At 67.9% G+C, this 23,339-nt stretch carries 27 protein-coding genes and 3 pseudogenes; 9 read left to right on the forward strand and 21 right to left on the reverse strand.

The window, feature by feature from the left end; translation table 11 throughout:
- Positions 1 to 50: 50 nt before the first annotated feature.
- From ACIOKD_RS14435 to ACIOKD_RS14475, 9 genes are all read right to left on the reverse strand, one after another.
- Entirely contained in the window at positions 51 to 257 is a 207-nt protein-coding gene (locus ACIOKD_RS14435) for a hypothetical protein (RefSeq protein WP_402082891.1), read from the reverse strand.
- Positions 254 to 1,123: a hypothetical protein gene (locus tag ACIOKD_RS14440; protein ID WP_402082893.1), complete on the reverse strand. Its 870-nt coding sequence runs from the start codon at positions 1,121 to 1,123 to the stop codon at positions 254 to 256. The genes ACIOKD_RS14435 and ACIOKD_RS14440 overlap by 4 nt, the downstream gene beginning before the upstream one ends.
- A complete protein-coding gene (locus ACIOKD_RS14445; protein ID WP_402082896.1) occupies positions 1,120 to 1,710 on the reverse strand; it encodes a hypothetical protein in 591 nt (196 codons plus the stop codon). Before ACIOKD_RS14445 ends, ACIOKD_RS14440 begins: the two co-directional genes overlap by 4 nt.
- Positions 1,707 to 1,988: a hypothetical protein gene (locus ACIOKD_RS14450; RefSeq protein ID WP_402082899.1), complete on the reverse strand. Its 282-nt coding sequence runs from the start codon at positions 1,986 to 1,988 to the stop codon at positions 1,707 to 1,709. The genes ACIOKD_RS14445 and ACIOKD_RS14450 overlap by 4 nt, the downstream gene beginning before the upstream one ends.
- Positions 1,985 to 2,407: a hypothetical protein gene (locus tag ACIOKD_RS14455; RefSeq protein ID WP_402082900.1), complete on the reverse strand. Its 423-nt coding sequence runs from the start codon at positions 2,405 to 2,407 to the stop codon at positions 1,985 to 1,987. The genes ACIOKD_RS14450 and ACIOKD_RS14455 overlap by 4 nt, the downstream gene beginning before the upstream one ends.
- Positions 2,404 to 2,715 carry a hypothetical protein gene (locus ACIOKD_RS14460; RefSeq protein ID WP_402082903.1) on the reverse strand — a complete coding sequence of 104 codons (312 nt, stop codon included), beginning with the start codon at positions 2,713 to 2,715 and terminating at the stop codon, positions 2,404 to 2,406. Before ACIOKD_RS14460 ends, ACIOKD_RS14455 begins: the two co-directional genes overlap by 4 nt.
- Positions 2,712 to 3,458: a DUF2786 domain-containing protein gene (locus ACIOKD_RS14465; RefSeq protein ID WP_402082905.1), complete on the reverse strand. Its 747-nt coding sequence runs from the start codon at positions 3,456 to 3,458 to the stop codon at positions 2,712 to 2,714. The genes ACIOKD_RS14460 and ACIOKD_RS14465 overlap by 4 nt, the downstream gene beginning before the upstream one ends.
- A gap of 93 nt (positions 3,459 to 3,551) precedes the next feature.
- Complete coding sequence (locus tag ACIOKD_RS14470; RefSeq protein WP_402082908.1) at positions 3,552 to 3,830, reverse strand: hypothetical protein; 279 nt, start codon at positions 3,828 to 3,830, stop codon at positions 3,552 to 3,554.
- Positions 3,827 to 4,042: a helix-turn-helix domain-containing protein gene (locus ACIOKD_RS14475; RefSeq protein WP_402082911.1), complete on the reverse strand. Its 216-nt coding sequence runs from the start codon at positions 4,040 to 4,042 to the stop codon at positions 3,827 to 3,829. Before ACIOKD_RS14475 ends, ACIOKD_RS14470 begins: the two co-directional genes overlap by 4 nt.
- A gap of 206 nt (positions 4,043 to 4,248) precedes the next feature.
- On the opposite strand from ACIOKD_RS14475, the gene ACIOKD_RS14480 reads away from it, so the two are divergent.
- The 3 genes from ACIOKD_RS14480 (at position 4,249) to ACIOKD_RS14490 (ending at position 6,582) form a co-directional block, all read left to right on the forward strand.
- A complete protein-coding gene (locus tag ACIOKD_RS14480; RefSeq protein WP_402082914.1) occupies positions 4,249 to 4,740 on the forward strand; it encodes a helix-turn-helix transcriptional regulator in 492 nt (163 codons plus the stop codon).
- Between the two features lie 115 nt (positions 4,741 to 4,855).
- Complete coding sequence (locus tag ACIOKD_RS14485) at positions 4,856 to 5,254, forward strand: hypothetical protein (protein WP_402082916.1); 399 nt, start codon at positions 4,856 to 4,858, stop codon at positions 5,252 to 5,254.
- 32 nt (positions 5,255 to 5,286) lie between these two features.
- On the forward strand, positions 5,287 to 6,582 hold the full coding sequence (locus ACIOKD_RS14490) for a hypothetical protein (RefSeq protein ID WP_402082918.1): 1,296 nt from the start codon (positions 5,287 to 5,289) through the stop codon (positions 6,580 to 6,582).
- A gap of 446 nt (positions 6,583 to 7,028) precedes the next feature.
- On the opposite strand, the gene ACIOKD_RS14495 is transcribed toward ACIOKD_RS14490, so the two are convergent.
- From ACIOKD_RS14495 to ACIOKD_RS14510, 4 genes and pseudogenes are all read right to left on the reverse strand, one after another.
- A complete protein-coding gene (locus tag ACIOKD_RS14495; protein ID WP_402082920.1) occupies positions 7,029 to 8,162 on the reverse strand; it encodes a hypothetical protein in 1,134 nt (377 codons plus the stop codon).
- Positions 8,163 to 8,242: 80 nt separating this feature from the next.
- On the reverse strand, positions 8,243 to 10,324 hold the full coding sequence (fxlM, locus tag ACIOKD_RS14500; RefSeq protein WP_402082922.1) for a methyltransferase, FxLD system: 2,082 nt from the start codon (positions 10,322 to 10,324) through the stop codon (positions 8,243 to 8,245).
- A gap of 21 nt (positions 10,325 to 10,345) precedes the next feature.
- On the reverse strand, positions 10,346 to 11,620 hold the full coding sequence (locus ACIOKD_RS14505) for a lanthionine synthetase C family protein (protein WP_402082924.1): 1,275 nt from the start codon (positions 11,618 to 11,620) through the stop codon (positions 10,346 to 10,348).
- A pseudogene (locus ACIOKD_RS14510) lies at positions 11,617 to 12,340 on the reverse strand (thiopeptide-type bacteriocin biosynthesis protein); the annotation flags it as partial. The pseudogene ACIOKD_RS14510 and the gene ACIOKD_RS14505, both read right to left, overlap by 4 nt.
- A 499-nt stretch (positions 12,341 to 12,839) precedes the next feature.
- Between ACIOKD_RS14510 and ACIOKD_RS14515 the strand changes: the two are divergent.
- Both ACIOKD_RS14515 and ACIOKD_RS14520 read left to right on the forward strand, forming a co-directional pair.
- Positions 12,840 to 13,088, forward strand: coding sequence for a hypothetical protein (locus tag ACIOKD_RS14515; protein WP_402082926.1), 249 nt, complete (start codon positions 12,840 to 12,842; stop codon positions 13,086 to 13,088).
- Entirely contained in the window at positions 13,085 to 13,486 is a 402-nt protein-coding gene (locus tag ACIOKD_RS14520) for a DNA-binding protein (RefSeq protein WP_402082929.1), read from the forward strand. Before ACIOKD_RS14515 ends, ACIOKD_RS14520 begins: the two co-directional genes overlap by 4 nt.
- Before the next feature lie 76 nt (positions 13,487 to 13,562).
- Here the strand turns inward: ACIOKD_RS14520 and ACIOKD_RS14525 are convergent, their stop codons facing one another.
- The 4 genes and pseudogenes from ACIOKD_RS14525 to ACIOKD_RS14540 form a co-directional block, all read right to left on the reverse strand.
- Positions 13,563 to 13,892, reverse strand: a complete 330-nt coding sequence (locus ACIOKD_RS14525; protein ID WP_402083534.1) for a DUF6959 family protein — start codon at positions 13,890 to 13,892, stop codon at positions 13,563 to 13,565.
- 123 nt (positions 13,893 to 14,015) lie between these two features.
- The gene (locus tag ACIOKD_RS14530; protein ID WP_402082932.1) at positions 14,016 to 14,669 is read right to left on the reverse strand and encodes a GNAT family N-acetyltransferase; all 654 of its coding nucleotides are present in this window, start codon (positions 14,667 to 14,669) and stop codon (positions 14,016 to 14,018) included.
- Between the two features lie 543 nt (positions 14,670 to 15,212).
- The gene (locus ACIOKD_RS14535) at positions 15,213 to 15,686 is read right to left on the reverse strand and encodes a hypothetical protein (protein WP_402082934.1); all 474 of its coding nucleotides are present in this window, start codon (positions 15,684 to 15,686) and stop codon (positions 15,213 to 15,215) included.
- Positions 15,687 to 15,790: 104 nt separating this feature from the next.
- Positions 15,791 to 15,977 (reverse strand): annotated as a pseudogene (locus tag ACIOKD_RS14540) (IS701 family transposase); the annotation flags it as partial.
- 2 nt (positions 15,978 to 15,979) lie between these two features.
- Here ACIOKD_RS14540 and ACIOKD_RS14545 point away from each other — a divergent pair.
- Positions 15,980 to 16,998, forward strand: a pseudogene (locus ACIOKD_RS14545) (IS701 family transposase); the annotation flags it as partial.
- Positions 16,999 to 17,224: 226 nt separating this feature from the next.
- On the opposite strand, the gene ACIOKD_RS14550 reads toward ACIOKD_RS14545, so the two are convergent.
- A complete protein-coding gene (locus ACIOKD_RS14550; protein ID WP_402082937.1) occupies positions 17,225 to 17,899 on the reverse strand; it encodes a hypothetical protein in 675 nt (224 codons plus the stop codon).
- Positions 17,900 to 18,106: 207 nt separating this feature from the next.
- Positions 18,107 to 18,673, reverse strand: coding sequence for a helix-turn-helix domain-containing protein (locus tag ACIOKD_RS14555; protein WP_402082940.1), 567 nt, complete (start codon positions 18,671 to 18,673; stop codon positions 18,107 to 18,109).
- A 259-nt stretch (positions 18,674 to 18,932) separates the two neighbouring features.
- Between ACIOKD_RS14555 and ACIOKD_RS14560 the strand changes: the two genes are divergently transcribed.
- Positions 18,933 to 19,394 carry a hypothetical protein gene (locus ACIOKD_RS14560; RefSeq protein WP_402082942.1) on the forward strand — a complete coding sequence of 154 codons (462 nt, stop codon included), beginning with the start codon at positions 18,933 to 18,935 and terminating at the stop codon, positions 19,392 to 19,394.
- Between the two features lie 258 nt (positions 19,395 to 19,652).
- On the opposite strand, the gene ACIOKD_RS14565 is transcribed toward ACIOKD_RS14560, so the two are convergent.
- Positions 19,653 to 20,093 (reverse strand): VOC family protein, encoded by a 441-nt coding sequence (locus ACIOKD_RS14565; RefSeq protein WP_402082944.1) that lies wholly within the window; start codon positions 20,091 to 20,093, stop codon positions 19,653 to 19,655.
- Between the two features lie 437 nt (positions 20,094 to 20,530).
- Between ACIOKD_RS14565 and ACIOKD_RS14570 the strand changes: the two genes are divergently transcribed.
- Entirely contained in the window at positions 20,531 to 21,427 is an 897-nt protein-coding gene (locus ACIOKD_RS14570; RefSeq protein WP_402082947.1) for a prohibitin family protein, read from the forward strand.
- A 223-nt stretch (positions 21,428 to 21,650) separates the two neighbouring features.
- A complete protein-coding gene (locus tag ACIOKD_RS14575; RefSeq protein WP_402082950.1) occupies positions 21,651 to 22,016 on the forward strand; it encodes a PH domain-containing protein in 366 nt (121 codons plus the stop codon).
- On the opposite strand, the gene ACIOKD_RS14580 is transcribed toward ACIOKD_RS14575, so the two are convergent.
- Positions 21,994 to 23,229 (reverse strand): MFS transporter, encoded by a 1,236-nt coding sequence (locus ACIOKD_RS14580; protein WP_402082952.1) that lies wholly within the window; start codon positions 23,227 to 23,229, stop codon positions 21,994 to 21,996. The genes ACIOKD_RS14575 and ACIOKD_RS14580 overlap by 23 nt on opposite strands.
- Positions 23,230 to 23,339 lie beyond the last annotated feature (110 nt).

The raw sequence follows: 23,339 nt of genomic DNA on the forward strand, positions 1-23,339 counted from the left end.
GCCGTGCTTGCAGAGGGACAAGACCGCAGAGCGGCCGGGAACGCGGAGCTTCACGGCTGATCCTTCCGTGCGTGGCGGCCGTGGTGCGGGGCCTCGTCGCTGGGCGGGGTGTGGCCGTGGCGTGCCCAGTGCGGCAGGTGCTGTTGGCGCAGGTGGGCGGTCATCCGGCCGAGGAGGATCGGCAGGTTGCTGGCGGCGTAGCCCAGGAACACCGCCCAGCAGCAGGCCATCCAGAGCAGCCATTCGGTGACGCTCACTCGTCGGCGTCCGGGGCATCGGGCAGCGTGGGGCAGCCGTCCGCGTGCCGGTTGAAGCGCTTCGGGCATCCGCACGGGTGGCACGGGTCGCAGTCCTGCGCCCCGGCAAGCCGCGCCGTCGGGCACGGGTACGGCACCGTGTAGTCGTCGCCCCGCGCCATCGCGTCCGCGTCGACACACACCGGGCACGGGCCCATCGGAGAGTCCTTGTGGAGGTGCCGGATCTTCTCGGCGGCGGCCTCCAGCTCGGCGACCCGGGCCCGCAGCCGCTCGGTGACTGCCTGCTCCTGCTTCAGCCAGTCCTGGTACGACTCGCGGTCGGCGACGATCCGGAGGATGCCTTCGCCGTATGCCTGCGCCCGCTCCCGGGCCGACTGCCAGGCGAGCCGAAGGCGGGCGTTGTCCTGCTCTTCCTCCCAGCGCGCCAGGTAGGCGCCGGTCAGTTCGTCCGAGGCGTCGGCGTTCAGCAGCCCGGCCAGGTATTCGGCCCACACCGCGGAGTAGGTCTCGATCTGCGGATACGGGCAGCAGTCGTAGACGCCGTCCTCGTCCCGCTGCGGGCCGCCCGGATAGTCGTCGATCATGTGGAGGGCGTCGCTGCGCTCTCCCGTGCACACCGGGGCGAGGCCGGTCGGGGACTCGCTGTCGGTGATGACCGTCCGCCACATCGGGCGGCTCGTCCCGGTGTCCCGTCGCAGTTCCTGCCAGGCCTGGTTGCGGACCTTGGCGAGCACGTCGTCCGGGGCGGACTGCATCGCCAGCATGCCCGCTGACTCCAGTGCGAGGGCGATGCCGGCGGCCGTGCGGTTCTGGGTGAGTGCGGCCAGGACGACGTCAGCCGCGGTCTGAACTCGCTTCGTGTTCATGCGGACACCTCCGCCTGCGCGGGGGCGCCGCCGACGGGCGTCGACTGGAACTCACGGCGCCACCGGTACTGAGGCTTCATGGACCGCGTTTCGCGCCACTGGATCGGGCCGTGGCACTTGCGCATTGGGTTGTGGATCCACTCGCGGCGGAACGCCTGCGCGTTGCATCCGGGGCAGAGGATCTGCGGGCCGATCTTCGACCCGTGGTGCCTCGACTGAAGCGCCGCCTGTCGCTGGTACCGGTCGGGCCGCTCGAAGTCCAGGCAGCCGTCCAGCACCTCGGTGTTCTGCAGCGACGGATAGTCGCCGCCGTCACTCCAGTAGGCGAGCGCCTGGTCCTCTGTCTCGGCGTCCACCCACAGCACGCGGGTGACCGTCTCGGTGACGATGATCGGGAAACTGCGCTCCATCACACCCCACGCGGTGCGGGGCGTCTGGTCTTCCATGAGTTCCTGTACGTCCCAGGCCGGTTCGTTCGGCTGGATGCGCGGCCAGCGGTCACGCAGGTAGCCGTGGTCGCCGCTGTGCTTCAGGTCGCGGTCGCAGTCCGCATACGTCTTGTCGGGGTTCGGCTCGCCGCACTTCATGCCGTCACCTCGGCATCCGCGACGCCGACCGGGACCCCGATGTAGCCGGCCTCGACGCGAGCACCGAACTCGGTCAGTACGCGGCGGGCCTCGAAGGAACCGGCGGGACTGTACGCCGACCGGCTTGCTTCTCGCGCGGTGCTGGCCTTGCAGATGGAGCCGACCGTCCCGTCGGCGCTCATCCCGGAGTTGTACTCACCGACCGGCCTCCACACGCCCGGCTGCTTGCGGCAGGCGGAGGCGACGGCGAAGTGGTCGACACGGTTGCGGCGCATCATGCCGTCACCTCGGTGGCCTCGGCGACCTGCAGCGCCTCGATCGTGAACGAGCCGCCGTTGTTGCAGCCGGTGTAGATCTGGCCGCGCATGGCCTCCAGGTCCACCACGACCTCGCTGTCCCGCGACAACAGGTACGGGCGGATGTCCTTGTGGATGTGTTCGGCCAGGCCGTCTGCGGTGACCGCCCACACCGTGAGCGGGGCCGGCGCCTTGCTGCCATTGCGCCCGCCGTGGCGGCCCACTCGGTCGTAGGTGACGCGGTACTTCGTCTGCGTCGCGCCCGGAGCGGCGGCCATCTCGTCGAGCGAGGGGGTGGTGATCTCGGCCTCGGGGTCGCGCGGCTCATGGCGCCCGGCCTGCCAGTCTGGGCCCAGCTTCATCGCGTCGCGGCGGTCTTCAGGGGTGACGGGGTTCCTCATGCGTCGTCACCGCCGTCGCGCTCCGCCTTGAGGCGGGCGATCTCCTCACGGGCTGCAGCCAGTTCTTCCTCGGCGGTACGACCACGCTGAGCGTCCTCCGCCAGCTGGTCGCGCCACTGCTGGACGCCGCGCAGGATCGAGTCTGCGATCTTCAGCTGCTCGTCGGCGGACAGCTCCGACCCCATCTGGAAGCTGACGGCGCCGCGGAAGCTGGTGCCAGGCCGGACGTACAGTGCTGCGTTCGGAGCGCTAGACCCGGTGGCGGTGGCGTCGTTCTCCAGGAACCAGGTTGCGGTGAAGCTGCTCATGAGGCACCGCCCAGCGCGCGGCGTCCGCCCGCGATGCCGGTCTGCCCGATGTTCGCCGAGCGGCCGGCCGCCTGCCCGGCCTGGTAGCCGGAGCCGCGGAAGGTAGTGCGACGCGCCTTCAACTTCCCGTACTCGGCGGTCATGCGCTGCTCGATGACGGCCGTGCGATCGGCCAGCACCAGGGCCGTGCTCGGGCCGGAGGCTTCCTGTCCGGGCCTGGTGGCTTCCGCGACCGCGCGGGCCTCGGCCTCCTTGATGCGGCGTACTACTTCGCTGCGGAAGCCGATGATCCAGGACCGCCGGTAGGCCCGCGTGTTCTCGTAGTACGGGACCTCGACGTGGGCGAGCTGGTGGGTCATCTGCAGCAGGAGCGAGGTGTACAGCATCTCGGCCCGCTCAAGGTCGGACTCGTAGCCGAACATGTGGACGCGGTGGCCCATCCGGCCGGAGCGCAGGACGGCCTGGCCGCGCAGCGCCGTCACGATGCCGGACACCAGGGACTGCTTCTCTCGCGCCCAGGGGTCGGTCATGGCCACGATGCGGTCGGCGGGTGCGTCGGCCCTGGCGCCGGTGCTGGCCAGCATGGCCTGCTCGATGCCGTACTTGGCCATCAGCTCGGTGGCTTTCGCGGTGAATGCCTCAGCCTCGGCTTCGGTGCAACCGGGGTCTTCAGCCTTCGCCAAGATGGCGCGGACCTTGGCGAGCAAAGACTCGTTGGGGTGGGCGGTAGTCTCCGTAGACACGGTGACCTCGATTTCTCTAGGGGTTGAGGCGCCGGTCGGGGGCTGCTCGGGCCGGGAAGCTGAGAGCGGCCCTTCGGCGCGTTCAGGGGTGGATCAGGCGGCTGGCGCCTGCGCGCCGAGCTGGTTGTTCAGGCGCAAGTCCTCGGCCGTGAAGGTGATCCGGCCGCCGTCCTTGTGGAAGTGCAGCTCGCGGCGGTAGCACTTCTCGCGGATCATCCGCTCGGTGTACGGCAGCAGCTTCAGGGCGGCGACCTCGTCGGGCGTCCACCGACGGAATTCGGCCTCGGGTGAACTGCCTTGTGCGGTGCGGGGGTTGGGCACCTTGGGGGCCTTTGCGGGGGCCCGGCGCCTCTTCGTGGCCTGAGCGGTCACGGCGTCGACTCCTCTGTGTCAGTCAGAAGGTCCTCATCCACTTCAAGGGCCTTGGCGACCCGGCGGACCTGCTCAGAGCCGACGTCCTGGATGTGGCCCCGCTCCAGCCGGGAGAGGTAGCCGCGGTTCAGGCCGGTCTTGGCTTCGAGCTCAGGAAGGCTGAGCCCTCGTCCAACTCGAATGCCTCTGATCATGGATCCGTTGGGCTTCACACCCACATTGTGACCACACTTTCCCTACGCAAAGCAAGCAGTCTGCCTACCTTTTTCTTGGCAAGCGCTATCCATTGCCTGGAGGTGCGCCGGGAGCGCGTGGGGGTCGGTGCAACCGCCGGGGCGCAAAGCGCCGAATAGTGCCCAGGTCAAAGCGCCGGATCTGAGCTATTGGCATGCAACAAGGTGTGCCAAGATGAGGTCTCATGGATGACGGAACCAAGGAGCTGGGCTCCCGGCTTCAAGTGGCACGCGAAGCGCGACGCCCTCGGCTCACCCAGCCTGCCGCTGCGGAAGCCCTCGGAGTGAGCCGCACGACCATCCAGAACATCGAGAGCGGCGACTTCATCAATGTCAACAAGACCGTGCGCAGATACGCCGAGCTGCTCGGCATGACGGCAGATCAGGCAGAGCGCATCGCCCGAGGTGAGCAGACGGCAGAGAAAGATCAGTCTGCCGATACGAGCAGGCTGCCGCTGCCGCCGGCGGTTGAATATGAGCTGCGGTCGTCGAAGACGCTTGAGGCTGGCGTTATTCCGCTGGGTCCGGATGAGGCCGACGGCCACGTAATCGTCATCCTGCAAGGACGCAAGGACGCCTCACCGGAGGAGATGGAGCGCATCGCCGCCCGGTACCGCAAGCCCCGCAGAATGCTGCAGGGTCTCGCCGGTGAGAGCGATGAGGTTGCAGAGTCCTGATTGCTCCATGCGAGGTACGTGACTCAGAGCCGAACGTGTGGTTGCATGCACAGACCGTCACGAGAGGGGGCCACCGCTCGGCGGAACGGGGGCCTTTGTGCTCACGATCAATGTGATGCGACACGCCCAGGGTGAGGCCTATTTCGAGCCCTGGATTGAGGACTACTCAGACGGCTCCGGCTGTCTGTTCCACTTCCACCACGACGACATCAATGACGAAGGCTGCCTGGTCTTCGCGGAGCTGTTCACGCTCCAGGCACGACGCTGGCACCCGCGCCCGGCAGGGACGCCTCTTGGCCCGCGCATTCCCATAACGATGGAGCGGCGGGCCATCATGAAGGACGACGCTGCGGTGGCGGTCGACGACCACGCCGACTACATCGCCTACACGGTGCGCGCCGATCTCATCAGCGAGCGGGCCGCGGGCCACCTCACGCGTCACCAGAGCGAGCGTTCCCCGTACTGGGAGCGCAGGCCGGCCTGCTACGTGATCCACGGCAAGAGCCGCGTGTAGCCGCGCCGGGCCGGCCGCAGGAAGGGGGAGGCATGGCTTTCGCAGCGAAGGTCTACAAGGTCCGCAACGGCGTGAAGACGAAGCAGTTCACGTGGCGGGTGAAGTACCGGGCTCCGGACGGACACGAGCCGCCGTGGCTGTCCGAGTCGGGGTTCCCCACGAAGAAGCTGGCCGAGGACTGGGGGAACGAGCAGGAGCGCGAGATCCGCGAGGGGACGTGGATCGACCCGGCCAAGCAGGGCGTCACGTTCGGCGAGTTCGCGCGCACCTTCATGGCGTCGAGGCGGAAGCGGGGGCGGACCACCGGTACCCGCTGGGACAAGCTGGAGAACCACATCCTGCCGCGGTGGGACGGCGTACCCCTGCGGAAGATCAGCTGGTTCGATGTGGACAGCTGGCAGCAGACGATGGGCGTCGAGGACGTCAGCCGCGGGCACTGCGTGAGCCTGATGTCGACCATCATGACCGGCGCCATGGACGCCGGGTACGTGACGGTGAACCCGCTCTTCGGCCGGCGCCGCACCAAGGAGACGTCTGGCGACGCGGGGAAGCTGAAGGCTCCGAAGATCCGGCGCGACGGCGGGGCCCGGCCGGAGGACGCCGTCCTCCTGGCCGAGCGGCTCGGCCCGGCGATCGGGGTACACGTCCTGACAACGGCCTTCGCCGGGCCGCGATGGGGTGAGGGCCTCGGACTGCACCGAGACAACACGCTGCTGATCCGGCGCCAGCCGTGGGGGGCGGGCGAGTTCGTGTGCCCGATCCTGCGCATCGCGGAGGAGTACGCCGAGTACCAGGAGCGGGACGAGCACGGGAACAAGAAGGGGTACGTGATCCAGCTCGAACCGACGAAGAACGACGGCTCGACGCGCGACGTCGACGTGCCCCCGTTCCTCGCGCTGCTGCTGCGCTACCACCTCGACGACTGGCCGCACGCTCGGATCTTCTGCACCCCGTCGGGTGTGCCGTGGCGGCGGGGCAACTGGTCGCGCGGATTCCGGCCTGCCTGCGACGGGCGTGAGGAACGGAAGAAGCGGCAGGGGGTGAGTCACCGGGCGGCGTGGGAGCCGATCCTGCCGGGACTGGACATGCAGGCGCTGCGGGCACTGCACGACACGCTGCAGTCGGAGATCGGTGTGAAGGAACCGCTCGCGTTCGAGGCGGCCGGGCACCGGCGGCCGGGCATCAAACGGCACTACCAGAAGCCGACTCCGGCGATGCGCGCCGAGCGCCTGGACGGGTTGGAGGAGACGTTCTGGCGGGCGATGGGTAACGTGGGACTGAGCACGCTGTGGGGCCGGGTCGACCTCCGGAAGGCACCACGGAGTTGATCGCCTAAATATCGCCTAAATGATCACAGCACGTGCAACGAGACAGGGTCTCAGCAGGGCGTATCCCGCTTGGAATAGCCCCTCTCCTAAAGCGGGTGTCGCAGGTTCGAATCCTGCCGGGGGCACAGCGCATTACGCCGCTGACCTGGGGTTTCCTCTCCAGGGAGGCGCCCTATTCGGCCTCGGACTCCTCGTCCGGGGTCGTTTGCGTGAGCGGTGAGTAAGCGGACGGGGAGTTGATCTCCCGAATATCGCCCAACGGATCGGCATCATCCGGCACAGACTCCGGGTCGGGCTTCTCCGCTTCGTCGAGCTCGGGCTCCGCCGCAGAAGCGGTGTTCTCGGAGGCGGCGCGGGCACGTGGTACGAGCCAGGCTGCGGCCTCGCTGCCACCGGCGACTACGACGCCTACCGAACAGCAGCACCGACAGCGCCGATAGACACCGTCAGAACCGCGGGGGTTGCGTTCCTCCGGGATCGGAGGAACGTGCGAGGCTTTCCCGGATCACGCTGTCGCTGGCGCGCAGTGCCGCCGTCAGTTCTTCTCGCAGTTCGTCCGGGAGGATCCCTGCGCCGAGGGCGCAGGCGCGCACCAGCGTGCGGCAGTCCTGTACTTGCCGGTCCGTGGCGATCCCGGTGAACAGAGGATGAGCCAAGTTCTCGCGGGCCGCGTAGCCGTCTTCGGCGTCTGTCGTCCTGCGGTGGAGGTCCTCGACGATGCGGTGCGCGGCAGGCGCCTCGGCGGAACCGATCGCGTCAAGGACTGTGAGTCCGAGCCTGGTGTCGAAGACGGTCATCCCGGGTTCGGTCTTCCGTTCGGAGTAGGCCGTCACCAGGTCCGCCTGGTGGCCGTCGATCGACTGTCCGACCTCGCGGCGGCAGAGAACGGCCAGACATGCCGTGACGGCTTGCTCCCACGCATCGCCAGGCATCGTGTCGGCAAGGAGGACAGCGGCCCATGCGGTGTCACCCGCAGCGAGGGCGGTGAGTACGGCGACCTGCCGACCGTCGAGCATCCGCTTTCCGATGCCATGGTGGGCTTCGATGTGTGCCAGCGCCTCGGCCCATCGCCCCTCGGTGGTGAGGGTGCGCGTGCCGTCGGCGAGGAGTACGCGCCTAAGCCACGCGCGAACCTCCTGGCGGTCTTCGCCGGTCGCAGTGAGGTCCGCGGATACGTTGACGCCCTCGAACCGGGCGGCTGTGCCCGTCTCGACTGCCTTGTACAGGTCGAGTAGTCGCTGACGCCCCTCATCTGCGCGGCCGGCGCGGATCTGGAGGCGGGCCAGGTTGACGACCGGTTCCAACCCCCGGATCGCGCTCATGCTGGGGAGGGGGCAGGCGTGGAGGTAGGCGGCGGCGTGCTGGTGGCACATTTCGCGGGCGTGATCGGGAAGGTCAAGATCGGAGGCGATGAGCGCGGCCTGGTTGTAGACGGCCGATGCGAGCCCTTGATCGCTCTTTTCCATAGCAGAGTCGGCGAGTTCGACGAGGCTGCGCACACGCTTGGGCAGGGGTAGGCAGGCGGGCCGGAAGCGGGCGACGAGCGGGAAACGCTGGGCTGTGGGGCCGTGCGGATCCATGAGTCCCCCAGTGTGTGGGTGAGGGCTGGTGGGGCGACGGTGCCCGCGTGCCGCGGGCACCGTCTGCTACGCGTGGGGCGTCACCGCCAGTCGACGACGATGCGGTTCAGCGAGGTGTCGAGAGAGAAAAGACCGGCACGCTGCTCGATCTCGCGGGCGCCAAGGGGCTGGATCTCGAACGTGGCCTCACGGTCGCGGTAGTAGCGGTCCCAGGTGCGGATGGCGTCCGCGACCTTCGCGACCAGCTCGTCGCTACCGGAGCCGTGGCCGATGACGCCGAACTCCCAGAGCTTGTCGCCCTCGGGGGTCTTCTCCTTTGACAGGCGCCGGGCGAGGTAGGTGACGGCGCCCTCGTCGACGGCCGCGGTCGACGAGGGGTAGGGGTCCTCGGTGAGCAGAGTGCCCTTGGCACTCTGGGGGAACAGCATCCGGATCAGACCGGAGGGAAGGGAGCAGGTGACGAACAGTTCCATCCATTCAGGCGATTCCATGGCGCGGACCGTCATGCCGGTCCACTTCTCGGTGCGCGGCTGGTCAAGTACGCCTGCGAGGGCGTCGGCGTCGATGTTGTGCCCGGCGGGGGCCTGGAGTCGTACGGCGCCGTCCGTACTGAGCGGGATCATCCGGCGATCGTCGTCGGCGATGCCCCGCCGAAGCGGCATGAAGGTGTTCATCTCGCTGCCGAGGGACACCCACCGGCCGTCACGCTGCTCGTAGGCGATGGAGCGGGACACCGTGCCCTTGAGGCGCTGGGGGACGAGAAGACGGCCACCGGGGACGAGCTGCTGCAGCCAGGCGTGCGGCACGCCGTGCGCGCCCACGGTAGCGATGATCCGGTCGTACGGCGCGGCTTCGGCGTAGCCGAGAGCCCCGTCGCGGGTCACGGCCTCGAGATTGGTGATCCCGGCGGCAGCGAGGTGCGCACGAGCGCCTTCCACGAGGTCGTCGTCAACATCGAGGGTGGTCACTTGTCCGTTCTTGCCGACCAGGTGGGCAAGCAGGCCGGCGTTGTAGCCGGTGCCGGCGCCGAGTTCGAGGATGCGCTCGCCGGGCTGGGCGTCGAGCTGGTCCAGCATGAGGGCGACGACGCCCGGCTGGGAGGCGCAGGAGATGGACGTGCCGTCGGTGTCGTACTTGATGTGCACGGGCGCATTCGCGTAGGCGTCTTCGAGCGACGCTTCGGGCACGAACACGTGGCGTGGCACGGTCCGCAACGCGGTCTCGACGGCGGGCGTGCGGGCATGTCCGTCCGCGCGGAGCTGGTCGACCAGGGCGTTGCGGAAGCGCTCGGCATCCGCCGTGGGGGTGGTGATCGTGTCGCTGTTCACCGCGCTGACGCTATCGATGTCGGCCGTTGCCTCGGTGGGCGACTCGGTGTGGTCAATCGTTCCCATGACTACCTCTCGTGCGATGTGGGACAGGGCGCTCTGGTCGTCCCGAAGGAGACCGCTGCGGTTGGCGTGGAAGATCACGTGGTGAGCGATGACGGCTCGCAGGCCGCGGGTGAGGGCGCCGCGGTCTGCGAGGTCGGCGAGCGTGGCGCCGGCCCGTTCGAAGGCGGTCACCCATCCCTCGTGAGCGTGGAGTGGTCCACCCGAGCGATAGAGGCTGTGGGCATCGGCGGTCATGAGTTTTCGCATGGCCGGGGCCAGTTCGGTGGCTCGTTCGGCTGATGGTGGATGGGTGGCCGGTCGAAGGGCCGCGACCTTCGCCCATACGTCGCCCTGTTCGAACCAGTCGAGTCCGGCACCGCGCATCATGACGCTCGCCAGCAGGACAGCGGTCTCCCGGCGTCCCAAGTGCATCGGGCTCGGCTGGTAGGTGAGCAGGTGGCGGGAATCGCTGTGGAACAGTTCGTGGGCTGCGTCCATGGCCTCCGGGCCGCCGAAGGTATCGGTCTCGGGCTCGTAGACACAGGGCAAGCACGACACGGCCACGCCGCCGCCGATGAGATCGCTCAGGAGCGACTCAATGGCTGGTGAGGGCTTGTCCGCGAGGTAACGCAGCGGCCAGGGCCGCTTGTTCATGAACCACCAGCCGGTCAGCTGTCCGTCGGCCTCGGCCTCGATCAGGGCGGGGCCGAGGCGTTCGGCGATGGTGCGGCGGGCACTTTCGCGGTCGACGAAGGTGATGTTGTGCTGCTGCCAGCGGTCGGGAGGCACAGAGGTCCTTCGGTCGGTGCATCAAGCGATGAGGAGGCATGCGTCCCAGGCGGACCGGGGTGGTGCGGCGGTGCTGGGCGCCAGGAGGGCCAGGGCTATGCCAACGGCGCCGTCGAGTAGACCGGGGCCGCCTTCCTCGTCCTGAATGAGCGCCGTGGCCATGAGTTCGGGGTCGGTGCCCGGTGGAATGACCGCAGCCAGGAGGGCCGGGATCGCGGCGCGGAGTTCTCCCGCAGTCGAGGGGTGGGCGTCGTCGGCCGTACGCGCGGCAGCGTGGGCGAAGCCGGCGAACCCGTGGCAGAGGCCGTTGTCCGTCGTGGCCTTCAGCTGCTCGGGATCGGTGAGGGCGGCCACGAGCGCGTTCTCCGCGAAAATCTGTCGGCTGGTATCGCTGAGGGCAAGCGCGGCAAGTTGCTGGGCGCGGGCGAGGCCGGCGGTGCCGTAGCACCAGGACGGCCGCCTGAGGACTGACGAGCCGAGACGCCCCCTGCGCAGCTCGCCCTGAGTTACCCAGTACGGCCAGACCGGCCCACCGTCGGTCTTCTCCTTCCAGCGGTCCAGCCAGGCCAGGATGGTGCGCAGTGCTGCATGGTGCCCGTCGATGACGGAGCCGTTCCGAGCGGCGAGGGCCAGGAACGCGAGCACGCCGCCGATGCCGTGCGCCATACCGGTGTTGGCGTGTCCACCGGGGAATCGGTCGTCCGGGCTTCCCGAGGGACCGGTCTCCGCCCACCAGCCCGGCAGGGTCTCGCCGTGGTGGATGATCGGTTCGGTGAGGCGCACGCAGTAGTCGAGAACGGCGCGCATCGTGGAGCTGCTGGGGTTTCGGCGCAGCAGATAGGCGCCGTATCCAGCGAGGCCCCGGATGGCATCGAACTCCGCGAGCTGCGGCAGGCGTCCGGCGTCGATGCGACGGTGTGCGACATCGAGACGGCGTCCGACGTCGACTGTGATCTGTCTGTCCATCACGTCGAGGACGCGCTGGTAGGAGTCGGGAAGGTGGTTGGTGGCACAGGTCAGGGCGTGGGCGAAGGCGGGCACTCCGTAGAAGGGGTGGCTGTCCGGGCCGCTGGTGAGCGGCTGCCGGGAGGCGGCTGCCAGCCAGCCATGGGCGCGGTGCCACGGGCCGAGACCGTTCGCGGCCAGCTCGATGTGCAGGAGCGCGATTCCGGGAGGTCCGTAGGCAAGGTGCTGCCGGTTCGAGGACAGCGTCCTGGAGCCGAGGGGCGCGGTATCAGGGTCGGCGAGCTGGGCGGCGATGGCGTCGACCAGGCCGAGCGCGGGGTGGGCGCTCACGAAGCCCTCCCCCTGGTGCGGGCGGTCCAGGCCAGGGCGGCGGCGCGCGCCAGGTGGAGGCACACCTCTTCCTCCGGGAAGTTCACAGCGACGTGGCGTACGAAGTGGACGTGTAGCAGGGAGGTCAGGACGTCGTCGACGGCGATGCCCTGGGTGTCCGGGCCCGGTAGGTGCGACCGGTACGCGGCGAGTGCCGCTTCCCGGTCGGCCCATCCGGACACGATGGCGTCTCCGCCCGGGACGCTACGCAGGGCCGGCCAGTCGTCGCTCGGGTCGGCGAGCCGTACGGCCTCAGTGAACTGCGGGCGCGGAACGGGCACCGGGGCGGTCGGCGGGATGTGGTCGATCAGCCACTGCATTCCAGCCTCGGTAGTGCCGAGGAACGCGGAGGTGATGGCGACCGTGTGGGCTGCCACCAGCGTGCGCTGACCGGGACGCTGTTGGCTGCGCGAGCTGGGCCAGGACGGCGCGCGAGTCCGCCCGGAACACCTCCTCGGCCGCCTCCCATGCGGTGCCGGATCCCCAGCGGCCCATCTCGCGGTAGGAGGTGGGATAGCGCAGGTCGGCCAGCAGGCCGATGCTTCGCAGCTCGTCAGCCCAAGCGCTCACCGTTCGGACCGTGTCGGCGAAGGCTTCCGGGTCGGGGAGGCCGATGCGTACGCGGAGGTGTTGGTCCGGGTCGCGGAAGCGGATGATGACCCATCCGGGATAGCCGAGCTGTGGTACGGAGACTGTGGCCTCCGTCGAATGAACGTCATCGACTAACTGTCCGGCCCGCGTCAGCCACGGCATAGGCATCTTGCAGCCTTCGCCCCTTCTCCGAGCGTCGAAGTGGACTACGAGGGCTGGACGTTCCCGAAGGTCGGGGAGCGTTCGTATGGGTGCTCGAAGAAGAGTTGTTGTGATCGACTTGCCGACAGCAGCCAAGCCTCTGAGAGATCGCCAGCCACATCCGCTGTCAGTACCCGGCGCTATCGTTGAGGCACTCAGCTCAAGAGGCACCGTCCTCAAGCGGCTGTCGCAGGTTCGAATTCTGCCGGGGGCACAGCGTCGATCAGGGCTGGGCTCCGGAACTGCCAGGTCAGGGCAGGTCTGGAGCCTTTCTCTTGCCTCCCACTCCCGCGCTGCCCCAATTCGGGAACGCAGACCGCCCCGACGCGCACCCAGGAGCGGCGATCACACGCACGCCATACAGCGCATACTCCAGCATGCTTGCCGTATGTCCTCCACGACTCGTATCACTGCCACCTTGCCCAGCGGCCAGGTGGCAGAGCTTCGCAAGCTCACGGACAACGTCTCCGGCTACGTGGCGGAAGCAGTAGCCCGCCAGATCCGGCACCAGCTGCTGGGTGACGACCTACGACGCCATGAAGAAGAGCACGGGAAGTACAGCGACGAGGAGATGGCGGAGGCTCGGTCGAAGATCTTCGGTGTCCTTGCCCCCTCCAAGAACACGGACGGCGCATGAGCGAGCGCATCAAAACCGTTGTCCTGGGCTCCGAGGGACTTTCGGCCTGGATCACGCGGGACCGCAAGTTCCTCGCACTGCTGCGGGTGTTCCACGAGATGGGCGCCGACCTCGCCATCGGAGTGAACACCATCGTCGAGGTCAGCCACTCGCGTACCAACGTTCCACACCTCGACTGGGCTCTGTCACGCATCAAGGTGGAACCGGTCACCGAGCGGGCCGCAAAGGCCGCTGCGGAACTCCTCAAGGAGGCCGGACTACACGGCCACAAGTACGCCACCGACGCAACCGTGGCCGAAGTGGCACTGCGCCAGCCAGGGCGGGTCGCGCTGCTGACGTCCGACAGCGACGACATGACAAGACTCTGTGGCAATCACGTGCGGATCATCTCCCTCTGATTTGTCCGAGGCTCCGTAGGGTGCACCTCTGCGCCTCTTATCGAAATAGTCATCGGCGCGCAACTGCGGTAGGCGTTCACAGCTCTCGATCTCGTGTCCCATCTGTGCCCAGCCGAGCGGTCAACAGCGGTAGCCAGGAGCATCGAGGGGCCACTCCGCAAGCACCCCTCACCCGAGGTATGACCGCGGCAGAGCACCTTCGACCACCGCGAGCACCGGGGATTCCCCAAGCCGAGAGTCCCGCTACTCGGTACGGCCGCTGAATCTGGTGCTCTTCCAACGCCGTGGGGTATCGGATCAGCAGTGCGTCGAGAGCTGACAGTAGAAGGCCGGCGGGCTTACCCGCCTCAGCCGCTTCGCCACGTTCGCAAGCCTCTGCCGACTCGGCCACGTCACTGCGAAGGATGTGTCTTGGCCATTAAAGGCTGCTGTGAGTTCAGATCACCTGGTGGGCTGGAGGCTGCGAAGCCACAGGATGGCGCCGCGTAGGCGGAGTCCGGCGAGATGGGCCAGTGGTGTCATGTTCAGGTCACTGGGCGGCGTCCGATGGCTCGTACCAAAGGCTCGTCATCGGGGAGCGCATGGTCCAGCCCAGCGAGGAGTAAAGCGCCCGACCCTCGGGCGTGCCGACCAGGAGGCCAGTCTCTGCACCGGCCTCGTACGCGGCGCTCTGCAGCGTGCGCATCACCAGGCCGCCGAGGCCCTTGCGCCGGTGCTCGGCGGCGGTCTCGACCTGGTCGACCACGACATGGGCCGCTACCTGGGCGATCTGTCCACGGGCGGCGAAGTGCCCGGCGCGCGTGCGGACCAGTACTCGACTGACGCCGCCCCGGGTCCAACTGGTGAGCGTGTAACCGGCCGGCACCTCATGACACTCCGGCACTAGACGACAGGTCATCAGAAAACCGGGAATGTCGCGCCACCAGCCCGGCCCGACCCAGGGCAGGACCGCCTGGTCCTCGGCGAACAGCTTCAGCCACGTTCCGGGCGCGCTCGTCCCGGCGACGATCTTGCGCACATCGGCCTCGCAGGGCTCCGGCAGCACGTGTCGGGCAACGTGCTTGGGCTGCCCGACGTCGATCGTCCACCCCCACGGCTCGTCGACCGGGTCCGAGCTGCCGCGGGAGACGACCCAGCCGTTGATCCACATCCGCACAAGTTCGCTGATCCCGGTGTCCGGCATCGCCGCCCCCCCCTGAAGAGTAATAGGTGAAAATGAATAATGAACCTTACGCAATAGACGCAGGATTCACCATAGGTGCAGGTCGCTTGGCCAAGGATCACGAACGATTGCCACGGGTAGCCCACGGGTAGCCACTGAGGCTGTTCCGGCGCTGGCCGCCTGGTGGTGCGCGCGGACGATGGTGGAGACGATGGTGCAGTTGACCGAGATGTCCCCGTCGGTCTCGCCTACTGCGTCAGCTGCGGCCCGGACCTGCCGGAGCAGTTGTTCACAGGCGCCATCGGCCGACCATAGCCGGTGACGTTCGTAGACCGTCTTCCATGGGTTGAACCGTTCAGGCAGGTCACGGCTGAACTCCGGTTCGCACCCTGTGCGGAATCCCGTCGATCACCTGCCGGTGATCCCGCCATCGTCCGCGACGCCTGTTGCTGACCGGAGGAACGGCTGAAGCCGTTCGCACGCAACATCCGTCACATCACCCCGCCCCATGGCCATATGGACGATCAGCAGCAAGGGTCAGCCGCATGCTCCGCCGCGTCAGTCCTAGTCTCCCGAGAATCCGAAGATTCCCAGGTGAGTCGGCCTATCGCCGCAGTAGAGGACGACGTAGTAACCGGTCCACCGCATCCGGCACTCGCCGAGCAGGCTTCGCTCGTGCTCCTCATGGCTCGCAGCCTCGTTGGCAGCAACACCGAGTTCCTCGTACTGCTCGACCGCCGGGTGGTTTGTGCCGAAGTGGTGCATCACGCGGTTGGGAGCCAGAGGGCGCAGGGTGCCGTAGTCAGCGACATTGGATTGCGTCGGCGGGTCATCCGTGGCAACAACCCTGTCGATGTCGAGGATCGTATGGGTGCCCTCCGTCCCCATGAACTCCTCGTCCTCGTAGAGATTCTCCAGGCTTCGGTATCGGTCATCGCTGCCGTACTCCTCCTGGAACACCCTGGCCTGCAGTGTCGCCAAGGCCGCCTCGACATCGCCGTCGTACCTGGTGACGTAGTCCCATCCGCTGGCACCCATCGAGCCACCCCTCCCTGAAGATCGTCAACGGGCGAACGATAGCGGCGAGGACTGACAACGCCGCGGCCTGGCACCGGGCTCTGACCGACTTACTGGACCGAGGCATCGTCGATGACCAGCACCGCGGATCGTCGTGGAGGTGCGCGCAACAACGTATTCGCGCACGTCGCCGCGGACGGCATCGGCATCCCCCACGACTCGGCACAGCAGATGCTGCATACCGTGTGGGCCGGCCTCCCTGGTCCACTCGGCGATCGTCCAGCAGTTCTTGCGCGGTAGGTCCGGCAACAGGCAAGACCGGCGGTATGAGGAAGGGCACCCACACCGTCACCGTCCAGCGCCAGTACACCGGAACGGGCGGCAGGATCGAGAACTCGCAGGTCACGGTCTATCTCGGCTACGCCGGCGTCCGGCGACACGCGGCGGTGGACCGGGAGCTGTAATGTCCCGCGCTCTTGGACGTGCGACCCAGATCGCTGCCGGACAGCGGGGCTCGGCGAGGACACGGTCTTCGCGACCATGCCGGAACGGGCGCACTCGATGATCGAACGGTTCCTGGACGCCGGACACCACGCCAGCTAGGTCACAGGTGACGAGGTCTACGGCGGCAACCCGAAACCGCGGGCGGCTCTGGAGGAACACGGCATCGGCTATGCCCTCGCGGCGGCATGTTCGGTCGAACTGACGACCGGTGCGGGCACGTTCCGTGCCGATCCCTGGCGCAGTAGGTGCCGAAGCGGGTCTGGCAGAAGCTTGCGGCAGGACGCGGTGCGAAGGGAGAGCGGTTCTACGACTGCGCCGTCATCGACCTTGCCGAGCCGGCGCCGGACGGGCGCCCGCTGCTGTTCCGCCGCAACCGAGCTACCGGCGAACTCGCCTACTGGCGTTGCCATTCCAGCAAGCCAGCGCCACTGGCCGCCCTGGTCAAGATGGCTGACTCCAGGTGGCGTGTGAAGAAGACCTTGCATGCCGTGCCGGGAAAGGGCTGGCGGGACTCGATGAGCACCAGGTCCGCCGTTACCCCTCCTGGACCCGGTGGGTCACCCTTGCGCTGCTCGCTCACGCCTTCCTTTCGGTCGTCAGAGCCGACGAACACGCCCGTCATCCCGGGCCGACTGGCATGGTCCCGCTGTCCTGCAACGAGATCCAGCGCCTGTTCATCACGGTCGTCGTCCAGCCTCTCCACGACACATCCCACCGACTCGGCTGGTCCCACTGGCGACGCCGCCATCAGGAGCGAGCACGCACCGGCCATTACCGGCGGCAAGCCGCATCCCAGACATGGAGATCACGATCTACAGCTGGAGTATGAGGGGCCCGTTTCCCTTCTGTCTCCCGGATCATCGAGCCGAGCCGAGCCCAGCCGAGCCGCGCCGATCGGCGATCGCCCGATCACGGGCACGGGCACGGGCCCGATCACGGGCACGGGCGCGGGCACTCATCATGTGTTGCTCCGCCGAAGCTGCCCACCCTGAGGACGACGAACAGGGCACCGTCCTGCGAGGATCTTGTCCTCAGCCGATCAGCCGATCAGCCGATCAGCCCATGCCGCCCAGGTCCAACACCTCGTCCTTGCCCGGCGGGTCTACGTCCAACGGCTTATCGAAGGCGCTGAACGATGTGGTGTTGTCGAATTCGCTGTCCTTGTACACGACTTTGAGGATGTACGGCTTTCCCTCGGTGGCGACGTAAAAGGCGAAGGAGCCGCCCTTGTTCTCCTCATCGGCCACCTTCAGCGGAATGGCCGGAGTGCCATCGACCTTGGTCGGTTCGCCCTTGGTGGCCTTGTCGAAAGAGGTGAACTCGTGCGTGCACTGGGCGAGCCCGTCTCCCGGCTGGGACTTGCTCACAGGGGTTTTGACCCAACGCTTCTGCTCGTCCGCGCCCGTCATGTCATGGCCGGACGCCTTGAGGTAGGCCCGATTCGGGCGGACGTAATCCGTCCTGTCGATCCGGATCTGTTCGAGGCTGGCGCCCGTGGCCGAGGTCGTCTTGAACGCGCACTTGGCCTTGAGATCGGTCGTCAGACGGCTGGAGCGATCTTCTCCGCCGGTCACCTTGGTCACCGTATCGATGGTTACTGACTTCAGACCGCGCATCGTGTCATTAGCATCGTCAAACATCTGATCGGCAGAGAGTTCCTCCGCCGCGCTGTCATCTGAGCACCCAGTCATGGAGACCCCCATCACCAGGCACGCCAGGGCCGCCGTCACAGCGGTCGGTAATGTTCTCACGAGGACCCCCCAGGTCTGAAGCGGGTCATACTAGAGGAGTCGGGCCGCCGTGTGGCCGCCGGGTACGACTGCAGGACAGCAGCGACACGCAGCACCCCGATGACTGTCCCCGGACGACGCCGCTGGGTCCGAGCGACCGTGGCTCGTCCGTTCCCGCCTCATGACCGATCTCTCCAGAGCTACGAATCAGCAGGAATACGACCTCAGGTCAACGACATCCTCGCCGGACCGGGCGAGGCTGGGATACAGGCGGCGTACGGGGTAAAGGTGACGTGCGAAGCACCCTCGTCGATGGTCAGGTTCAGGGGTGCCGTCCAGGGCCTTCGCCAGGCGTCGCAGCAGCGGGAGGGGAGGCACGGTGTCGCCACCCTCCATCCGGAGCACCTGAGGCTGCGTCATCCCGGTCCGCCCAGCCAGGTCGGTCGGCCTGAGACAGGCCGAGTTCGATGTGGCGGTCGTAGAGCGTCCGCCCGAGACCGCCGGCCAGCCGCGCATCGACGTACTCCTGCCCGCACTCCACCGCCCGCCCGCAAGCTGTCGGGCCCGGCGCGTCCTCCACGTGCTGTGTTCAGCAGCTCTCCGTGCGTCGCTCGTACGTCGCTCGTACGTGTGCTCGGCCCGGCCGTGCTGGGCCTCGCAGACCTGCGGGCCTGAGTTGGCCACACCGAAGGCCTCCGTCACCGACAACACGGTCCGCTCGGGCACGTCATAGCTGTCCGCGCCTCTGACGCGGCACGGGTTGCGACGGATCATTTGGTTATCGCTCGCCCCGACGCGTTATCCCTCGCCCCGTCGCGGCCAGGGTCTCGTCGTAGGCCGGGCGCGGGAGGACGCAGGTGCGCGGTCGATAGGCGGGGAACGCGGGCGGGGGATCAGAAACCGTTGCGCCTGTGGCATGCCTGTGCGACAGGATGTGCCCATGATGCGAACCGCTCGTGCGCTGCTCCCCCTCCTCCTGCTGCCAGTGCTCCTTACAGCATGTGACGCGGACACGGGGGACGGGGCGGAAGGGGTGGCCGCTGACAGCGCCGATCTCGACGCCGCCGCGCGCGCCTGGGGTGTCGCGCCGGAACTCGTCTATGTCACCGAGGTCTCCGGATACACCGTGTTCCAGGAGTCAGTCGGCGAGTACGACGACGAGTTCGTCGCCGCGTATCTGTCCGAGAAGGCCGCCACTAAATTCAGCCTGTTCGTAGGTCGCGGCACGATGACAGCGCAGAGCTGCCCCAAGCAGCCGCTGGGCGAGGTCTCGGACAAGCAGGTCACCTGTGAGCGCGACGGCGACGCCTGGTACCGAACGGCCGGTGGCAGTCACGAATACGCGGTGCCCGACGACGGCGTGCTGATTCATCTGTTCGCCGATGTGGACAAGGTCGACCGGGTCATTCTGCGTAAGGCGGCCGAGGCGGCCCACCGCCCGGGTGACGCCGAACTGTCCGCGCTTCAGCCAGCCGGAAACGGTGTGAATACCTGATCGGGACGCGGGGAGGAAGGGCGCAACGAGCGTGGCCGCGTTGCGCGCGATCAGTTCCTCGCGGTTCGCGGCACAGCCCGGCACAGCCCGGCACTCCGCTGAGCCACGCGAACGTCTTTGCTCGGGCGCGGATCGACCAGTGGGCGTGGGTTCTCCGAGGTCACCGGCGATCATCGCCACCCCCGTCCGCGTAACCGTCGCGGGGTGAACAGTGCAGCCCTACGCCCTGACAGCCGCACCTCCTGGTGAGGGCCCTCGTCAGCTCAGTTGCTCCGCCAGTCCGATGATGATGCCCTCCGGGCCGCGGAGGTAGCAGAGCAGGTAACTGTCCTCGAACCGGGCGATCTCGCCGAGGAGTTCGGCGCCGTGGGGGCGCAGGCGGGCGACGGTGTCCTTGATGTCGTCGACGGCGAACATGACGCGGTGCGTGCCCAGAACGTTGTGCGGCCGGTTGCGCGGGCCGGCACTGATCGCCGCGGGGCTGCGGTACTTCGCCAGTTCGAGCCGGCTGTGACCGTCCGGGGTCCGGACCATCGCGATGTCACAGCGGACGCCGTCGAGTCCGGTGCACTGGTCGGCGACGAGGCCCTCGACCTGCCCCCTGCCCTCCAGCTCCATACCCAGTTCCACGAAGAACGCAATCGCGGCATCCATGTCCTCGACCACGATGCCGACGTTGTCCATACGCTGAATCGCCATGCTGGTTTCTCCTTGTACGTCGAGTTCTACGTCGTGTTCTGCGTCGAGTTCTACGTCGTGTTCTGCGTCGTGTTCTGCGTCGTGCGGCCGGTGGTGGCCGCTGGTGTCACTGGGACGGAGCCGGTGCCACGTTCTCGACATCCGCAGACCGCAGACCTCCGGACTCCGGACTCCGGACTCCGGACTCCGGACCATCTGGATCGCGCTCATGACTCGACCGTCACGATCTGCCGCTGTCGACATCCCGCCGGGCCTCCCTCGGCGGCGCCAGGCACGGTACCGATGCGCAGCCGTGGATGGCGGGAAACTGGTCCGGCCGCCCATCCGACTCGAACCCTGTCTGATCATCCAGCCGTCCCCCGCCCTTCATCCGAGGTCGCTACGATGCGCCCCGCCGCGCCTGGGGGGCGCGGGTACGTGTTTCAAGGGGGAAAGCCGTGTTCGTACTGTCCATCCTGCTGCTCATAGCCGCAGTCGTGCTCTTTCTCGTCGGCCGTGGCGGTGGTGGTCGAAGCACCTCGGGCTGGAAGCTCGGGGCGGCGCTCAGTGCCGTGGCGGGCGTGCTGGCAGGCGTCTTCGCCTGCGTGCATGTCGTGAGCGCCTACGAGGTCGGCGTGCCGGTGACCTTCGGCAGGGTCGGTACGCCGTTGGCCTCGGGCGTCCACTTCAAGTCACCGCTCACCGACGTCACGTCCTTCTCCACCCGCCCGGTGGACCTGAACCTCAACGACGAGGACGTGGTCGAGGTGCGCTCCTCGCAGGGCGGTGTGCTCTACGCGGACGTCACCATCAAGTGGGCCGTGGTGCCCGCCAAGGCGGTCGGCCTGTACCGGCTGGCGGGCAACGAGGAAGCCGTCGAGGAGCGGCTCGTGCTGCCGGACAGCCGCGAGATCATCCGCAATGTCTTCGCCAAGCACACCAGCGAGGAGGGTTACGCGTCCGCACGTGAGCAGATCGGCTCCGAGATCGCCGACCTCGTCAAGGAACGCCTGGCACCGCGCGGGATCGACGTCACCTTCGTCAACCTGCGCAATGTGCGGCCCTCGAAGAAGCTGCAGGAGCAGATCGACAAGAAGATCCAGCAGGAGCAGGCCACCGAGCGGGCCACCGAGGCGTCGCGTACGGCCAAGGCCGAGGCGGAGCGCAAGCGGATCGAGGCGGAGGGCGTCGCCCGCGCCAACAAGATCATCGAGACGTCGCTGAGCGACAAGGTGCTGTACAACCAGTGCCTGGAGGCATACAAGGAAGCCGCGAAGGCAAACCCGGTCTACGCGGTGCCGTGCGGTACCGGCTCGAACGGCACGCCGGTCATCGTGGACGGCAGCAAGAACTGATGCCACCCGCCCACGCTGAAGCCCGAAGCCCGAAGCCCGAAGCCTGAAGCCTGAAGCCTGAGGCCCGAAGCCTGAGGCCCGAAGCCTGAGGCCTGAGGCGTGGGCACGGGCGGCTGCGTTTCCGGGCTGTCGCATCCTTGCGACAGCCCGGAAACAGAGCATTGCTCCGCATGGGCTCCGGTGCGAGGCTCTTGGGACTTCACACATCCCATGGGGGTCAGTCATGGCGCTGTTCGGAAACGCGCACACCGTCGATCCGGCGAAAGCCCAGAACGACTACGCGCGACTGCTCGGGCAGAACGAGCAGGTGTACGCCGCCTACCAGTTGATCCGCGACACCATCCTCTTCACCGACCGCCGTCTCATCCTGGTCGACAAGCAGGGCATCACCGGTAAGAAGACGGAGTACCACTCCGTTCCGTACCGCAGCATCACGCACTTCGCCGTCGAGACCGCCGGGACCTTCGACCTCGACGCCGAGCTGAAGATCTGGATCTCCGGCACGCCCACGCCCATCGAGAAGACCTTCACCAAGGGCGTCGACATCTACGAAGTCCAGGCGATCCTCACCCAGTTCGTCGCTCGGTAGGCGTAGGGGCGGCGGGCGCGGGAGACGGCGGTCGTACGGGCCTCAGGCCCCGCGCCAGCGTCAGCGTGACCGCGATCGACGCGGTCGCCGTCGCCGCCATCGCCGTGGCCGGTGAGGACAGTTGGGCCACCGAGCCCGCCATCGCCGCGCCCACGCCCTGCATCGTCAGCATCCCGGACGAGTGCAACCCCAGTGCGTGCCCCGCCAGTTCGGGCGGCGTCACGGCCATGAGACGTTCCTGCTGGAGGAGGCTCGCGCCGAAACCGACGGAGGCCAGCGCGGCGAGCGCCGCGGCCAGGGCCGGGCGCGGCTGCAGGGCGAAGAGGAGATACGGGGCTGCCAGCAGCAGGAGCAGCGGTACCCCGAGGCGTGGGCGCAGGCCCGGTCCGGCGAAGCGGGCGACCGTCACGTCCCCGGCCAGCATGCCCAGCGCCGCGCACGCGAAGAGCAGGCCCGCGTGCTCGGGAGCGTACGAGACGTAGAGGGACTCGCAGCCGACGATCAGGCCGTTGGGGATCCAGAGGGCCAGGTAGAGATGGCGGCGGGGGCCCGGGGAGAGCAGGCTTCTGTTCGTGTGCCAGGTGGCGCGTACCGATGGGCGGCCGGTGGTTCTCGGCGGGCGGGGCGTCAGCGCGCAGCGGGCCACCGCCGCGGCCGTCGCGTAGAGGGCAGCCGCCGTCAGCAGGGTGCCGCGCGGGGACAGGAGAGCGATCAGGACGCCTCCGGTGGCGTATCCCGTGATCTGCGTGATCCCGTTCGCCATGCTGAACACCGAACGGCCCACGATGTAGGCGTCCTTGGGCAGGATCTCGTTCAGCAGGCCCCAGCGGACACCTCCGCCCAGGGAAGCCACCAGGCCGAGGGTCAGAACCAGCGCGAAGACCGTCCAGAGGGGAGCGGGGAGCGCCAGGAGCGCCGTACCCGCCGCGAACGCCAGGGCGGTGCCCGTCATCGTGGCGCGCGGTGGCAGCCGGTCGGCCGCCGACAGGAGCGTGGTCGCGCCCAGGACCTGGGCGAGCGAGGGCCCGAACATGCTGAGGGCCGACAGGAGGGGTGAGTCCGTGGCCTCGTAGACCAGGGTGCCGAGCGCGAGTCCGCTCATCGTCTGGGCCGCCACCTGCGCCGAGGAGGCCAGGAAGAGGGGTGTGAACTCCGGGGTGCGGAAGAGGGACCGGTACGTCGGTCGATACGTCGGTCGATACGTCGGTCGCATGGGCCGGAGTCTCGGGCCCGCGCCGGGGCAGCCGTTAGAGTTTCGCGTCTGTGCGAAACCGCGCAACACCGACACCGACACCGAGACCGACAGCAACCCCTACACCGCGC

The organism is Streptomyces sp. NPDC087844, assembly GCF_044742785.1.
Taxonomy (GTDB): Bacteria; Actinomycetota; Actinomycetes; order Streptomycetales; family Streptomycetaceae; genus Streptomyces.

What these genes read in the sequence shown, in the direction of transcription:
- ACIOKD_RS14515 (WP_402082926.1), top strand. Translation starts at nt 12,840, where the DNA reads ATGTCCTCCACGACTCGTATCACTGCCACCTTGCCCAGCGGCCAGGTG.
- ACIOKD_RS14495 (WP_402082920.1), bottom strand. Translation starts at nt 8,162, where the DNA reads ATGGATCCGCACGGCCCCACAGCCCAGCGTTTCCCGCTCGTCGCCCGC.
- ACIOKD_RS14520 (WP_402082929.1), top strand. Translation starts at nt 13,085, where the DNA reads ATGAGCGAGCGCATCAAAACCGTTGTCCTGGGCTCCGAGGGACTTTCG.
- ACIOKD_RS14490 (WP_402082918.1), top strand. Translation starts at nt 5,287, where the DNA reads ATGGCTTTCGCAGCGAAGGTCTACAAGGTCCGCAACGGCGTGAAGACG.
- ACIOKD_RS14480 (WP_402082914.1), top strand. Translation starts at nt 4,249, where the DNA reads ATGGATGACGGAACCAAGGAGCTGGGCTCCCGGCTTCAAGTGGCACGC.
- ACIOKD_RS14460 (WP_402082903.1), bottom strand. Translation starts at nt 2,715, where the DNA reads ATGAGCAGCTTCACCGCAACCTGGTTCCTGGAGAACGACGCCACCGCC.
- ACIOKD_RS14450 (WP_402082899.1), bottom strand. Translation starts at nt 1,988, where the DNA reads ATGATGCGCCGCAACCGTGTCGACCACTTCGCCGTCGCCTCCGCCTGC.
- ACIOKD_RS14565 (WP_402082944.1), bottom strand. Translation starts at nt 20,093, where the DNA reads ATGGCGATTCAGCGTATGGACAACGTCGGCATCGTGGTCGAGGACATG.
- ACIOKD_RS14455 (WP_402082900.1), bottom strand. Translation starts at nt 2,407, where the DNA reads ATGAGGAACCCCGTCACCCCTGAAGACCGCCGCGACGCGATGAAGCTG.
- ACIOKD_RS14485 (WP_402082916.1), top strand. Translation starts at nt 4,856, where the DNA reads ATGCGACACGCCCAGGGTGAGGCCTATTTCGAGCCCTGGATTGAGGAC.
- ACIOKD_RS14530 (WP_402082932.1), bottom strand. Translation starts at nt 14,669, where the DNA reads ATGCCGGACACCGGGATCAGCGAACTTGTGCGGATGTGGATCAACGGC.
- ACIOKD_RS14445 (WP_402082896.1), bottom strand. Translation starts at nt 1,710, where the DNA reads ATGAAGTGCGGCGAGCCGAACCCCGACAAGACGTATGCGGACTGCGAC.
- ACIOKD_RS14535 (WP_402082934.1), bottom strand. Translation starts at nt 15,686, where the DNA reads ATGGGTGCCAGCGGATGGGACTACGTCACCAGGTACGACGGCGATGTC.
- ACIOKD_RS14440 (WP_402082893.1), bottom strand. Translation starts at nt 1,123, where the DNA reads ATGAACACGAAGCGAGTTCAGACCGCGGCTGACGTCGTCCTGGCCGCA.
- ACIOKD_RS14580 (WP_402082952.1), bottom strand. Translation starts at nt 23,229, where the DNA reads ATGCGACCGACGTATCGACCGACGTATCGACCGACGTACCGGTCCCTC.
- ACIOKD_RS14575 (WP_402082950.1), top strand. Translation starts at nt 21,651, where the DNA reads ATGGCGCTGTTCGGAAACGCGCACACCGTCGATCCGGCGAAAGCCCAG.
- ACIOKD_RS14555 (WP_402082940.1), bottom strand. Translation starts at nt 18,673, where the DNA reads ATGATCCGTCGCAACCCGTGCCGCGTCAGAGGCGCGGACAGCTATGAC.